The following is a 13351-nucleotide window of genomic DNA, read 5'->3' on the forward strand; positions in this document are numbered from 1 at the left end:
CGCCGCTTCTCGCCATAGGCAAGTTCCGAAACCGGCGTGTCTACGCGGTGCATCAGGTTGACCAGAGCCAGCGTACGCTCCACCTGCTCGGCAAGGCCAGGGATTTTGAGGATATTGCGGAAAAGGTCCAGTCTGAATTTGCCTCGGATTTCGCCGAGAGCAGCAATCGTGAGATTTTGACGGACCGTCAGCCGATCGAAGAGCTGGTTGATCTGGTAGCTTTTGGTCAGTCCGAGTTGGCAGACGTCCGTCACGCTCATGCCGGTAATATCACGGTCCTCGAACATGATCTTGCCCGAGCTTGGCGGGACCTCGCAGGTAAGCATTTTGAAGAACGTGCTTTTACCGGCGCCGTTGGGTCCGATGATACCGCGGATTTCCCCATGATTGATCGTGAAATCAATATCGCTGTTGGCCATCAGGCCACCGTAGCGCTTGCTCAACCCTGTAGCCCGAAGGATAGGGCCGGGAGCGCGGTGCGTCGGACGGGCTGGCGACAGCATCGGCTCGGTGGCGGCCGGCGTGATCACCGAGGCAGCCGCCGGGTTCCCGGCCGGCTCCGCCGATTTCTTTGCGCCTTTAGCCATGCGGTAGAGATCCGCAATTCCGCCGACGATGCCGCGCCTCAGAAACACGACCAGCAGCACGAAAACGATGCCGAGCACCAGCTTCCATGTCGCACCCAAATGGAGTGTGTTCTGGAAAAAATCGCTGAGGAAAAGCCACACCGTCGCGCCGATCAGCGGCCCGAACAACGACCCGGCTCCGCCTATTGCGGTTTGCATCACGAGTTGGCCGGAAGTGTCGAACATGAAAGCGTCCGGCGGCATGAATCCCTGCATGACGCCAAGCAGGCCGCCGGCGAAACCGGCGTAGATCGCGGCTGCCACGAAGGCAGCGTGTTTATAGGCGTGGATGTTGTGCCCGAGTGCCGCCGCGCGCTGCGGATTGTCGCGGATGGCAGAAAGGATCGCCCCAACCGGGGAGTGCACGATGCGAAGCGCCGCGACCAAGCCGACGAAATACCAGAACGCCAGGAAAGCATACATGGCCCTGTCGGAATGGAACGTCAGCGTGGTGAACCCAAGGAATACGCTCGGCGTCGGGACCCCCGGCAGGCCGTTCTCGCCTCCGGTGTAGCGAGAAAGCGGGTTGAATTCGACGAAAAAGAAGACTTCCGAAATCGCTACGGTGATCATGGCGAAATAGATGCCGGTCCGCCTGAGCGCGACCAGCCCAACGAGGTAGCCGACAAGGCCGGCGACGATGGCGCCGACGATGATCGCCACCATGACGTAGGGAAAGTCCAGCTCGGTCAATAGGTAGGCAGCGAACATGCCGCCGGTACCGAAGAAGGCGGACTGACCGAAGGAAAGCAGGCCAGTATAGCCGAAAAGGATGTCGAACCCGAGCCCGAACAGCCCCCAGATCAGGATGCGGTTGATGGTGGTCGGTGCGAAGCCGAAGTGCGGCAGGATGAACGGTGCGGCGATCAACGCGATCGCCGTCAGCACCTCGACGAGAAAGGGATGTTTCTGGTTCATGAGCGGATTGCGTTCACTCGCGGCCTGCCGTGCCAAGCAATCCGTAGGGACGCCATACCAGCACGAGGGTCATCGCCACGAAAAGCATGACATACGAATAGCCAGGGTTGAACATCGAGGTGATGGAGATGATCTCGCCGGCGATGAGGCCGCCCAGCACCGCACCCGGGAATGATCCGACACCTCCGATGACGACCACGACGAAGGTCTGGACCAGGATTGCCTCGCCGACGTCCGGCGCGATCGACACCACTGGCGCATTGACGATGCCGGCGAACCCAGCCGCCATGGCGCCGATGCCGAACACCAGCATGAACACCTTGTAGACGTCGATCCCCAGCGATCCGACCATGACGGAGTCCTCTATGCCGGCACGCACGATCATGCCGAGGCGGGTGCGGTAGAGGACCAGATAGAGGGCCAGCAGCGCCGCCGTGACAATGCCGAGCGAGGCGAGGCGATAGGTCGGATAAACCATGAAACCCAGATTGGTGATGCCCTGGAACAGCGCCGGCGGCGGCACCGTCTTGGACAGACTGCCGAAGAAGAAGCGTACCGTCTCGACGAAGACGATGCCCAGACCGAAGGTAACCAGGATCTGATCCTCCTGCGGGCGCGAGTAGAAATAGCGAATGATCAGCCGCTCCATCAGCACGCCGACCAGCATGACGAAGACCGAACCGGCAATCAGCGCGACGAGGAAAGAGCCTGTGTACTGATAGGCCACCCAACCGGCATAGCCGCCGAGCATGAACATGGCGCCATGCGCCAGGTTCAGGACGCCAAGCGTGCCGTAGATGATCGTCAGGCCGGACGAAATCAGCGCCAGCAGCCCGCCAAGCACCAGCCCGTTGAAGCATTGCGATAGGAAGTTAGCCCAATTGATCACGCTGTCGCCCGAACTGAGGTTGACGAATTGGCTGTCGCATCGCCGGCTGCCCCGCGACTGTCGGTCGGCCAGAGCTCAGTGCGCGAAGACATTGCTTGGCGCACTTTTGAGCTGGCCGTGACGCAGCGACGATCCTTGTTGGCGCCGGCGATGCGAAGAGGATTTTCGTGAGCGTCAGGTGTAGTCACCAAGCTGGCACCCAAAGGCATCGGGCTTCTGCATCAGGCCTTCGCCGGGCACGATCTCCACGACCTCCCAGAAGTCTTCCGGGTTCTTCATGTCCTTGGCAGCCTTGCCGCTGACGATGACGACGGGACGGATGAGCTGGTGGTCCTCGGGCCGAAATTTGACGTCTCCGACCATCGAGGGGAAGGTCTCGCCTTTTTCATACTGCTTGATGACGTCTGGCGGATAGAAAGTGCCGGCTTCAGAGACCATCCGCGCCCAGATGGCGAATTGCATGTAGGCGTTTTCCGCACCCCATTCGGGGCGGTAATCGTATTTTTTCTGGAAGGCATCGACGAAGGCCTTTGCAAGCGGATATTTGTCCTCCATCGTCCACCAGAAGTCTGTGGCGGCGAAGACCCCCTCGGTCAGGTCCGGGCCGACTTCCTTTGCCAGAAACGGAATCTGGTAGGGGATCACCATCTTCATGGTTGGCGTCAGGCCGAACTGCTTTGCCTGCTGCACCGAGAGCACGGCATCGCGGCCCCAGTTGACGTTGACGATGAACTCAGCGCCGGAATTGGCGATGTTGGTGAGATACTGGCTGAAGTCCTGCGTTCCGAGCGGCGAAACCTGGTTGGTGACCATCTCCCAACCGCCCTGGGATGTGAGATAGTCATTGACCGACTTGGTGACGGTGTGGCCGTAGGTATAGTCAGGCGTCATGAAGGCCGCCTTCTTGCCTTTGCCGAAATTCTTGACCAGCACCGGGCCGATCGCATTGGCGCAGGTCTCTCCATAGACGCACTGGCGGAACGAATAGCGCGCGCAGTCCTTGCCGGTGGTATCGTTGGAGCCGGAGATTGCCACCAGATAGAGGATCTTCTCGCGCTGAGCGAACTTGTTGAGTGYGACCGCCACTGCCGAAGAGGTAGATCCCGTCATGGCGATGATCTTGTTGTCGTTGATGAAGGTCTGCTGCGACTGCACCGCATTGTTCGGCTTGGCGGCTGAATCGGCAACGACCAGGGCCACCTTCTTGCCGAGAACGCCCTTGTCGATCTTCGGYGCTATCTGCTTGAGCAGGTCGTTCCCCTCGTTGATGTGCTCGACGRCCAGTTGCATGCCCTTGAGCTCGTCCTCGCCCTGGACGGCGTAGGCGCCGGTGCGCGGCACAGTAGCACCGATATAGACCGTATCGCCTTGCGAGCCTGCCGGCCATGTGCCCARCGCCGGCTGATCGCCGGAGGCAGAGGCCGGGCTGATGAGCGAGACAGGCAGCATCATGCTGCCCGCAAGGCCAGCACCGGCGTGCAGCAAAGTGCGGCGAGACAGGCCGGCTCGTTTGTCATCGTTGAATGGCATTGGATTTTCCTCCCTAGGCCAAAAAGCCTCTGGGGCTTTCCTCGTAGCCCCGCTTCGTCCAACCGACAAGGAAACAGGTCGGATCCGAAGGCCATTCGCAGCCGCGCTGGCGGTCCGGTCAATGCAACTTTCGTTGGATGATTTCGATTAATGATCTAGATTAACAAGTCGCCRCATGATGCGGTGGCCCAACGACCCGGGGCATCGGAGGCCGCATGCCGTTGAACGGTCACGCGATCAAGACCAGACTGACCCGCGTCATGAGACTGAACGCAGACGACGTCGAAGCGCTTGAAGCGATTTTCGAACGCGACGTTTGCATCAAGAAACGGCAAGAACTCATCATCCAAGGTTCCCCGTTTCGGAGCCTGTGCTTTGTCCAGGATGGCTACGCCATACGTTACAGGGTGCTCCGCAGCGGCAAGCGCCAGATTCTCAAGCTCATCCTGCCCGGGGACGTCATCGGATTTCCGGTGAGCTTTTTCGATCGGTCAACCTACGCCGTCGAGGCGCTGACGGATTTGACGTACACCGTGTGTGGGATCGATYGCTACACCCGTCTCTGCTACGACCAGCCGCAATTCRGCCTGGTGCTCAGCTGGCTGGCAGCACAGGAGGCGGCGAGCTATGCGGAGCACATTGTCAATCTCGGCAGGCGCACACCGATAGAGCGGCTGGCTCACCTTTTGCTTGAAATTCATGCGCGCCTTTTCGAAGTGGGTCTGGCGCAGGAGACGAGTTTTGATCTGCCCTTTTCCCAGCAAGTCATGGCAGACGCCCTCGGGCTGAGCGTGCCGCATCTGAACCGCGTCATGCAGCAGCTGCGAGCCGAACAGCTGATCAGCAGCAACGCGCGGCTGATTGTGTTGAGCGACTCCGAGGCACTAGGAAGACTGGCGCAGTACCAGCCGATCAATCTTGCCCCGATCCCTCTGCTTCAACGCCACCACTAGCCGCATGAAGCTGTGCACTCAGCGCGATCTGGCAGCATTGCACATACTCATACAGGCGTGAACCCTCAAACGGCCCCATGATCGGCGGCGGTTCCGCCGCGATGGATAGGGGCGCGTCAGCTCTTGGCGCTCCTGCAGGCCGCGCGGGCGATCGCCTCGGGATGCTTTTTCGTTTGACTAAATCGACCGCGCATATTAGACCACTCAGTCTAGACTGAGTGGTCTAATATGGAGGAACGCGATGAAAGTTGCAAAAGATGACGTTGACCTGCGTCTTCAGCTTCCGGGAGCAGTGATAAGGCAGCGCCTGGGCTTCGGCAGCGTCGCCGGTTACGATCAGATCAGCGCCGAACATTTCTCTCTCTCCAAGGGTGTCGACACGACGCCGCTGTTCAAAGGCCTCGACCACGACTGCTGCCAGTGCCCGCACTGGGGCTATGTGCTCGAGGGCGAGATCACCACGACGAATGCGCAGGGGCGGCAGGAGACGGTGCGAAAGGACGACCTCTTTTACTGGCCTCCCGGACACAATGTGCGCGTCGTGGAGGATGCCGCCATTATCATKTTCAGCCCACAGCACGAGCACAGCCATGTGATCGATCACATGGTCAAAAAGACCCAACGGTAGCGCGGGCGATCGCCGGAATTGGAAATCCGTTCTCGTTGGGTGTAATGGTCGCGCCGTCCCGGCGCGATCATTCTGACAAGCGATGCACACGACGAAGCAACGGCTCATTGGCGAAGGCCTGCCCATGCTGCTCAGGCAGGGCTACAACAATCTCGGCCTGCAGGCGCTGCTCGATTCGGCAGGGGTGCCGAAAGGTTCGTTCTATCATCACTTCTCCGACAAGGAGGATTTCGCCCTCCAGGTAATCGACACCTACATCACCGGCGTTCATGCAACGCTTGACGCTTGCATTGCCGATGTTGCAGTGCCGCCGCTGGAGCGCATTCGCTCCTTCTTCCGGCAGGTGGAGGAGAGCTATCGACAGGAAGGGTATCTGGGCTGTCTCATGGGCGGACTCGGACAGGAGCTCTCAGGCATCAGTGACGTCTTCAGGGAGAAGATCGAATGGTGCTTCTCCTCGATTGCCCAAAGGCTCCAACTGTGCCTCGACGCGGCCAAGAAAGAGGGCGCCATCGCGGCCGACGTCGACACGGCAARGATGGCGGATCTCCTGGTGGATTGCTGGGAGGGGGCCGCGCTTCGCAGCCGCCTCAGGAAAAGCCCCGAACCCCTTGCCGCAATGCTGGATTTCGTTTTGYGCTCGGTTTGATATTCGTTTGGCCAGCGAGCTTCGACCTAGGGCCTGAGCGAACCGGGCGCGGATCCAGGGTGGCTCAACTGCCGTAACGATTCCTAGCGGCTCCCGACGCCGGGTGACATGCGCTGAGCAGTGATGACTTGCCATCACCGCACCCSCCCGACAAACGCTAGGAAATTGATCGTCCCGTCTGGAATAGTTTCCGGCCGGGCTCAGTAAATGGTGCAACGAGGGTGAACACAACGTGGCAAGGCCGCCCTTGTAGACAGGGAGCGGCGGCGAGTTCTGAAGCTGCGGAATTTTCAGATTTCGCCATCGGGAGGAGCAGGCTCCCGTCCGGCCCAGCGGTTGCTGTCCCGGTCCTTACCCTGACCGCTGGGCCGTCGATTTTGATGTTATGAATTCGGGTAAAGGCGCGTTTCCATGGCATTTCGCATCGGGAGGACATTTGGCGCTGTCGCTGCGTAACAATGCACCTAAATCTGGTCCGGAGGGCCGCAGATGGTTGAGCGGTCCTGGACGAGAGGTGCGATGCCGCGAGCCGCCAATCGCACGGTGCAGGACAGGAAGCCCCATATGAAAGTGGTAATCGGGCTGTTTGATACCTACGACGATGCCGACCAAGCGATTCGCGAATTGGGCGCGGCGGGCGTTTCACCGTCCGACATCAGCGTTGTTGCCCATGGGGCAAACCGTTGGTACGCGCACCATCGGTCGCAGGTGGCAGAGGACGCTGTCGCCGGCGCCTGCCTCGGCGGTCTGGTCGGTGGTACGGCAGGCCTTCTGGCCGGCCTTGGCGTGATCGCGATTCCAGGCTTGGGCCCGCTGGCGGCGGCCGGGTGGCTCGCCGCGACCACAGCGGGAGCCCTAACCGGCGCGGCGGCAGTTGGCGCAGCCGGCGGCATCACCAGCGCGTTGATCGGTTCAGGCCTCGCTGAAGAGGACGCCGGCGTTTACGCGGAAGGCATTCGCCGCGGCGGCACTCTTGTCGTTGCAAGGGTCAAGGACCCAGCGATCCCAGACGCTGAACAGATTCTGCGGGCCAGGTCAGTCAATCTGGCGGAACGGCGCAGCGAATATGAGGCTGCGGGGTGGACCGGCTTCGATCCGTATGCGGGATAGAACGGCCCCGCCGCACGCGCTCGAATCTGCCGGACAGGCGCCGCGGCTACTCGCCGTATGCTCCATTCTTCGTCGGCTGTCGATCTGTTCTGTCCGGCAGGATCAGTGCGGCACCCTGCAAGATCACCAGGCCAACTGATGAGCAGTCTCAGTGGAGCGCTGGCACTCGGCGCAGGCACCGTGCTGGCGCTTGGCCTGGTCGGCGGTTATGTCCGGAACCGGCTGTGGCTGGCCGAAAGTACCATCTGCCTGATGCTTGGCGTAATTTTAGGGCCATTGATGCTTGGATGGGCAGATCTTGCTGCGGTGTCACTCGACCCATTCGCCCTCCTCAAGGAAGCGGCACGGCTCACGCTAGGGATCTCCGTCATGGCTGCCGCCCTGCGGCTGCCGCCGCGTTTCGTGTGCCAGCGTGCTGTTGGCTTGGCGATTTTGTTAGGACCAGGAATGCTGCTGATGTTCTTATCAGGCTCACTCCTCGCCCTGACAGTCCTCAACCAGGAGCCRCACGTCGCYCTGCTGGTCGGCGCGGCGCTTGCGCCGACGGATCCGGTCGTAGCCGGCGCCATCACCGGCGGAACAGCCGCCAAGCGCCTGATTCCGACCCGGATGCGCGGTCTACTGACAGCCGAAAGCGGTGCCAATGATGGCCTGGCACTTCTTTTCGTGACGCTGCCAATTCTGTTTCTCGCCCGCGCTCCGGTAGAGGCGCTTTCGGAATGGCTGATGCGCGTTCTGATCTGGGAGGTTGTGGGAGGCGTTTCAACAGGGCTCGTGTTGGGGTGGCTGGCTGGCCAGCTTCTGGTATGGGCTCGGCGCCAGCCCTTCTCCGAGCGCCATTCGCTCGCCACCATAGCCGTGGCTTTGTCGCTCGCGGTGCTTGCCGTCGTTCGGCTGATGGGGAGCGACGGAATTCTTGCTGTTTTTGTTGCAGGGCTTGCCTTCAATCCCGCCGCCTCGAGCGGRGAGGCGCGCCAGGAAGAGATCCAGGTAGCGGTTAGCCGCTTCTTTGACCTCCCGGTCTTCATCCTGGTCGGGGCGATGCTCCCTTGGACAGCTTGGAACGAGCTTGGCTGGAGGGGCTTGGCATTTGCGGTAGCGGTACTCTTTCTGAGGCGAGTGCCATGGTGGGTTATATTGTATCGCGCGGTACCAGGGGTGAAAACAGCGTCTGAGGCGGTGTTCCTTGGCTGGTTCGGTCCAATTGGCGTCTCCACAGTGTACTATCTTCTGCTGATCCGCGAACGAACAGACTTGGACCAGGTATGGGGAATTGGCACCACGGCGGTGTTTTTATCCGTGCTGGTGCACGGCACGTCTGCGACGCCCCTCACGCACCTGATCGGGCGAAGAATACGAAGCAAACCAGAGCGCAATCACGGCCCGCCGGGAACCGCCGACTTGCGTKAGTAAAAGCCGGGCCTTGCCCAGGACAAGCAAAGTCCAACGCCGTCGCGGTGCGCGAGTGTGGCGCTCGTCCGGCTGGTCTTTGAGCTGGCGGTCGACTCTTAAGTCGTGGACCTAAGTCGGACGCGCAAGCGCATTAACCCCTTCACTTTTTTGTGCCGAAACATGGCTGCGACAATCTCGTTGWGTCATGAATTGCCCAGAGGCCCCTCGGCGGTTCCGCTGCATCGGCCAGCGTTGAAGAAGGGCACATAGAAGGAGAATCGAAAATGAAGACGTTGATCACCAACTCTGTCGCCGGCCTGTTGCTCTTGTCGGGCGTTAGCGTCGCAATCGCGGATACGGTGGTTCTGGCCCCGGAACAGGAAACGACCATCCGCGAATACGTGAAGAAAGAACCGCTGGCTTCCATCAAGTTGCCGGGGGTGGAGCTGAAGGTCGGGAGCACGCTGCCGGAAAAGGTGGAACTCCATAAAGTGCCGAACGTAAAGTACGAATATACCGTGATTGATAATCGGACCGTGGTCGTTGATCCCGAAACGCACACCATCGTCAAAGTGCTCGACTGACAGTCCGGCGGGCAGCGCCATCCGGCGCTCCCGCTGTTGCACGTGGCCGTGCGACCCCTGTCGCACAGGCCAGAAAATCCGAGCGGCAATCGAGGCAAATTCGTCGATGACTGGCTGATGCTGCTGGCGTCGATGGGTTTTGCCCACTGTTCGCGTCCATCACGTGTCGTGGCACCTCACTCGTCGAAGCTGCTCGTCTCGATGTTTTCCCAGGAGTCCCGCGCGAAGTTGCACCGGGCCGTCCGCAACCGGTTCCCGACCGGGGGATGGCATCGAAGCGCACCCTCCGGCCGGCGCGGATGGACGAGCCGCCAAGATGATGCGCATTGGAGCAGGTCGAGATGATGTGGAGGCGTTTCCTGCCCGAGATTTTTGATCCTGCGATCTTCTCGACCAACCGATCTCAGCCTCGACCGCCGGAGATAGTCTCAGAGGTGTTTGCCAGGTCAATCGGGCCGGCCGGCGCGCGGCGAGYGGAACGGGCAACAATGGACGGAGGGACCGGTCGGGAGTGTCCTAGCCAGCCCCCGTTTCACCAGGCTTCACTTGTCCGTCGGAAGCCGCCAACGCTGAGACATCGTTGCTGCGACGCGTGGGTGCCACGTATAGCCGCAACATCAGAATTCGGATGACCGCAGCCAAGGGTGTCGCAAGGGCCAAGCCATAAATTCCAAACATGACCCCAAGCACAATTTGGCCCGAAAACAGCAATGCAGGAGGCACGGAAACGGCTCGCCTTTGGATCATCGGGGTCAAGACGTAGCTCTCCAGCGTCTGCGCGCAAAGATATGTCACAGCTGCGCCGATCACTGCCCAAATGCCCAAGGGCAAGCTGGCGACGATGATTACAACGCCAGCGACCAGCGGCCCCAACGTGGGTACAAAGGCAAGCAGGGCCGCTTGCAGGCCGAGAAGAGCAGCCGGACTGACTCCAATGAACGTCAACCCAACCCAGACGATCAGCCCGATCAAGGTCATCGTGATCAGTTGGCCGACAATCCAGTGCCGCAGGGCTTGTCCGCATTCGTCCAGCGTCACGCGCCAGCCGTGTTGGCGATCCGGCGGGGCAAGCAGGAGAACGGCGTCGCGATATACGACAGGCTGTGCGGCCAAGAAGAGTCCGAGGAAAACAATAATCATACCGTCGCCCAGCCCGGCTACCAATGTTGCAACGGCGGTCCAGGCCGGCCCAAACAACCCGCCGACGTTAGGGAGCATAGACTTCAACGTCGGGGTCGCCTCGCGCAGGTCCGGCTGCGTCAAATCATCCGCGGTGTCYCGAGGGAATTTGAAGCCGTGTTGCTGCAGCCAAGCCAAGCCGTTGTTGATCTGCTCGCGCACGGTGGCAGCCAGTTCGCTGCCTTGCACCCCGATCGCGGCTCCGCCCCATGCAAYGCAGGCCAACACGAAGGCGAACAGGGCCACACAGACGATCATCAGCCGGACGCCGCGCGGCCAATGCACGAGCTTCCCGAGCATGTACGTGAGGGCGTCGAGAAAAGACGCAAATACGACGCCGGCAAAGAGAAGCAGCAGCGCCTCGCTCACGCGCCAAATGAGAAAGAGCACCGCGCCGGCAAAGCCGGCGTATAAGACCCCATAGCGGATGAGTGCTTTTGGATGATCGCCAGCTGGCACGTGTGCACCATCCCTTCGGTTCAACCGCGGCGCGGATTGTCTTCCATGCCACGCCACACCTGGGGGCGCCAGAAGCTGTTTCGTGCAGTCGAAACCGGTAAACTTCAGGAGACAACCGACGAAGGCATGGCCAAGAAGCGATCAGGCTTGGTGAGGCACCTTATGGCCGTGGAACGATGCGCTGCATGAATGGTTCCCAGGTCGGAGGCAGCATGCCGGAGCCATGGTTCACCTCAGCCAAGCTGCGGTCTTGGGCGCAAGCCGTCGGTCAAGCCGCGATCGCATTCCACACGCACGGGCTTTCCAGCATCGCGTCGGGTGTAGCATTTTGCGCGACCCTGGCGACCTTCCCCGGCATTGCCGTGCTGGTATGGGCAAGCAGCCAGTTCATAAGCCCAGACGAATTGCGGGCTGCAGTGATGACTGTTGCCACGGTGATGCCGCAGAGCACGCAGGAAATCATCCGAATGGCCGTGAACAACCAACTTGCGCAGAGCGCGGACGGAGGGGCTTCTTCGGGCTTCCTTGGTCCATTTTTCGCCCTTGCTCTGGCCATCTGGAGCGCAAGCAGCGGCGTCAAGGCATTGCTGGTCGCACTCAATACGATTTTTAAGCGTACGGAGAGCAGAGGTTTCCTGCGCCTTACAGTGGTCACGATGGCATTTACTGGCGGCATTCTTTTTCTGTCGGTGATCRGCATCGCGCTGATTGTGATCGGCCCGTCCTTGGTTGCGCTTGGCGGGATTTCGCCGAAATGGCCGGTGCTGTTGACCTATTGCAGATGGCCTGCCTTGGTCGCGCTCTCCACCGTCGGCGTTGGAATCCTCTACCGCTTTGCTCCTAATCGCGAGGGTGAGCAGGGCTCGCTGGTGACATTCGGTTCGTTCGCAGCGGCGTCAGCTCTGACCGCCTGTTCCGCCCTGTTCTCGCGCGTGCTTGCTCACGTGGCGAGCCTGTCGATCACCTATGGATCCCTCAGTACCGTCATCGCCTTCATGATATGGCTCTGGCTGTCCACAACGCTGGTACTGGTCGGCGCAGAGCTTGACGTGGCCCTCGGAAATGGCAAGCAGCGCGGCTCTAAAGGCTCGCCGCCACAGTAGTTCGCGGGCCTGGAGGGCGGCCCCACCCATCCCTTCATCGCAAAGGCCTACCCGGCCATATCAGGCGGGTTACGTGAGGCCTGTCGCTGCGCGCAACACAGCACCTGTCGCTCCGACGATGGGAACATCGTTCTACGCACATMGGTTTTGACCAAAACCCGCACACCGACAGGATCGGCGAGCGGAAGCGGCCTGCGACGTGAACAAAGTGCCCCCGGGCCGTGGAACAAGCTGGGCCCGCTCAAGTTCGGGTTGCAGTCGCTCGGTTCGGTTATCYGCTCCAGCGTCGGGTTCGCTGTCCTCCCACTTGGAGYGATCCTATCCCCTAAAATCACGGAGACGATCATGTTCTATCACGTCAAGGAACTGCAATTTAACGCACGCGTGTCCGGACCGGACCCGAAGTTTGCCGCCCTTCTGCTTGAGCAGTTTGGCGGTGCGAATGGCGAGCTTGCCGCTGCCATGCGTTACTTCACGCAGGCCTTTTCGACGCGCAAACCCTATCCTGACAAGTATGACATGCTCATGGACATCGCGACCGAGGAATTCAGCCATCTTGAGATCGTCGGCGCCACGATCACCATGCTTCTGGATGGCGTGAACGGCGAGTTGAAGAACGCCGCCGAGGCTTGCCCTCTTAACAAACTGACCAAAGGCAAGGCGGGTAAGGAGGAGGTGCTKCATGAGGCGCTTACCAACCCCCTGTTCCTTATACAATCTGGCGGCGGGCCTACTTTGACCAACAGCCAAGGCGTCCCGTTCTCAGGAAGCTACATCGATGCCAATGGAGATTTGACAGTCGATCTGCGCTCGGACATGGCCGCCGAGGCACGCGCGAAGATAACCTACGAATACCTGATGAAGTTCACTGACGATCCGCTGGTGCATGACAGCTTGCGCTTTCTGATGACACGGGAAATTGCGCATTTTCAGATGTTCGGGGCAGCCTTGGACACCATTCAACCGAACTTCCCAATGGGGGTTCTGCAGGGTGACCCGCGGCACACGCACACCTACTTCAATCTTTCGAACGGTGCTGATGCGCGAGGACCTTGGAACGAAGGGCAGGGTCCATGGGACGAGGGCGAAAGCTGGGAGTACGTCAAGGAGCCGCTCAAGCACGTCATCGACACCGATGGCGAGATCAATCATGAGCCCAAAGGAGTGAAGACGACGCAGGAGCAAGTCGCTGCAAAAAACAAGGAGATGTCGAAAAAGCGCAGTGAGGAGGTCAAGTCCAAGACGGCTTCCGCACCGGCACAATGGTCCTCATACCCGCAGGACAAACTGGAGAGTCCCATGAGGCCCGACACTTCCCAGGTCTAAGATGG

Annotated in this window: 12 protein-coding genes; 8 read left to right on the plus strand and 4 right to left on the minus strand. The window is 60.4% G+C overall.

What is annotated here, in order from left to right; translation table 11 throughout:
* The 3 genes from LCM4576_RS30675 to LCM4576_RS30685 form a co-directional block, all read right to left on the minus strand.
* On the minus strand, positions 1–1544 hold a 1544-nt coding region (locus LCM4576_RS30675; RefSeq protein ID WP_071036136.1), incomplete at its 3' end, for an ABC transporter permease subunit.
* Between the two features lie 13 nt (positions 1545–1557).
* A complete protein-coding gene (locus LCM4576_RS30680) occupies positions 1558–2433 on the minus strand; it encodes a branched-chain amino acid ABC transporter permease (RefSeq protein WP_041005324.1) in 876 nt (291 codons plus the stop codon).
* A 174-nt stretch (positions 2434–2607) separates the two neighbouring features.
* Positions 2608–3963 (minus strand): substrate-binding protein, encoded by a 1356-nt coding sequence (locus LCM4576_RS30685; protein WP_071036137.1) that lies wholly within the window; start codon positions 3961–3963, stop codon positions 2608–2610.
* Between the two features lie 215 nt (positions 3964–4178).
* Between LCM4576_RS30685 and LCM4576_RS30690 the strand changes: the two genes are divergently transcribed.
* The 6 genes from LCM4576_RS30690 to LCM4576_RS30715 all read left to right on the plus strand — a co-directional run bounded on the left by LCM4576_RS30690 (position 4179) and on the right by LCM4576_RS30715 (position 9279).
* Entirely contained in the window at positions 4179–4916 is a 738-nt protein-coding gene (locus LCM4576_RS30690) for a Crp/Fnr family transcriptional regulator (protein ID WP_071036138.1), read from the plus strand.
* Between the two features lie 241 nt (positions 4917–5157).
* Positions 5158–5544, plus strand: a complete 387-nt coding sequence (locus LCM4576_RS30695) for a hypothetical protein (RefSeq protein WP_071036139.1) — start codon at positions 5158–5160, stop codon at positions 5542–5544.
* 82 nt (positions 5545–5626) lie between these two features.
* Positions 5627–6193, plus strand: coding sequence for a TetR/AcrR family transcriptional regulator (locus LCM4576_RS30700; protein ID WP_071036140.1), 567 nt, complete (start codon positions 5627–5629; stop codon positions 6191–6193).
* Between the two features lie 564 nt (positions 6194–6757).
* A complete protein-coding gene (locus tag LCM4576_RS30705) occupies positions 6758–7303 on the plus strand; it encodes a general stress protein (RefSeq protein WP_041005699.1) in 546 nt (181 codons plus the stop codon).
* 138 nt (positions 7304–7441) lie between these two features.
* Positions 7442–8716, plus strand: a complete 1275-nt coding sequence (locus LCM4576_RS30710; RefSeq protein ID WP_071036141.1) for a cation:proton antiporter — start codon at positions 7442–7444, stop codon at positions 8714–8716.
* Between the two features lie 263 nt (positions 8717–8979).
* The gene (locus LCM4576_RS30715) at positions 8980–9279 is read left to right on the plus strand and encodes a DUF1236 domain-containing protein (protein ID WP_041005312.1); all 300 of its coding nucleotides are present in this window, start codon (positions 8980–8982) and stop codon (positions 9277–9279) included.
* A 516-nt stretch (positions 9280–9795) separates the two neighbouring features.
* Here LCM4576_RS30715 and LCM4576_RS30720 read toward each other — a convergent pair.
* Positions 9796–10917, minus strand: a complete 1122-nt coding sequence (locus LCM4576_RS30720) for an AI-2E family transporter (RefSeq protein ID WP_071036142.1) — start codon at positions 10915–10917, stop codon at positions 9796–9798.
* Positions 10918–11129: 212 nt separating this feature from the next.
* On the opposite strand from LCM4576_RS30720, the gene LCM4576_RS30725 reads away from it, so the two are divergent.
* A complete protein-coding gene (locus tag LCM4576_RS30725; protein WP_206744881.1) occupies positions 11130–12020 on the plus strand; it encodes a YihY/virulence factor BrkB family protein in 891 nt (296 codons plus the stop codon).
* 345 nt (positions 12021–12365) lie between these two features.
* Positions 12366–13346, plus strand: coding sequence for a manganese catalase family protein (locus tag LCM4576_RS30730; RefSeq protein ID WP_041005693.1), 981 nt, complete (start codon positions 12366–12368; stop codon positions 13344–13346).
* Positions 13347–13351 lie beyond the last annotated feature (5 nt).

The organism is Mesorhizobium sp. LCM 4576, assembly GCF_001854815.1.
Taxonomy (GTDB): domain Bacteria; phylum Pseudomonadota; class Alphaproteobacteria; order Rhizobiales; family Rhizobiaceae; genus Mesorhizobium; species Mesorhizobium plurifarium.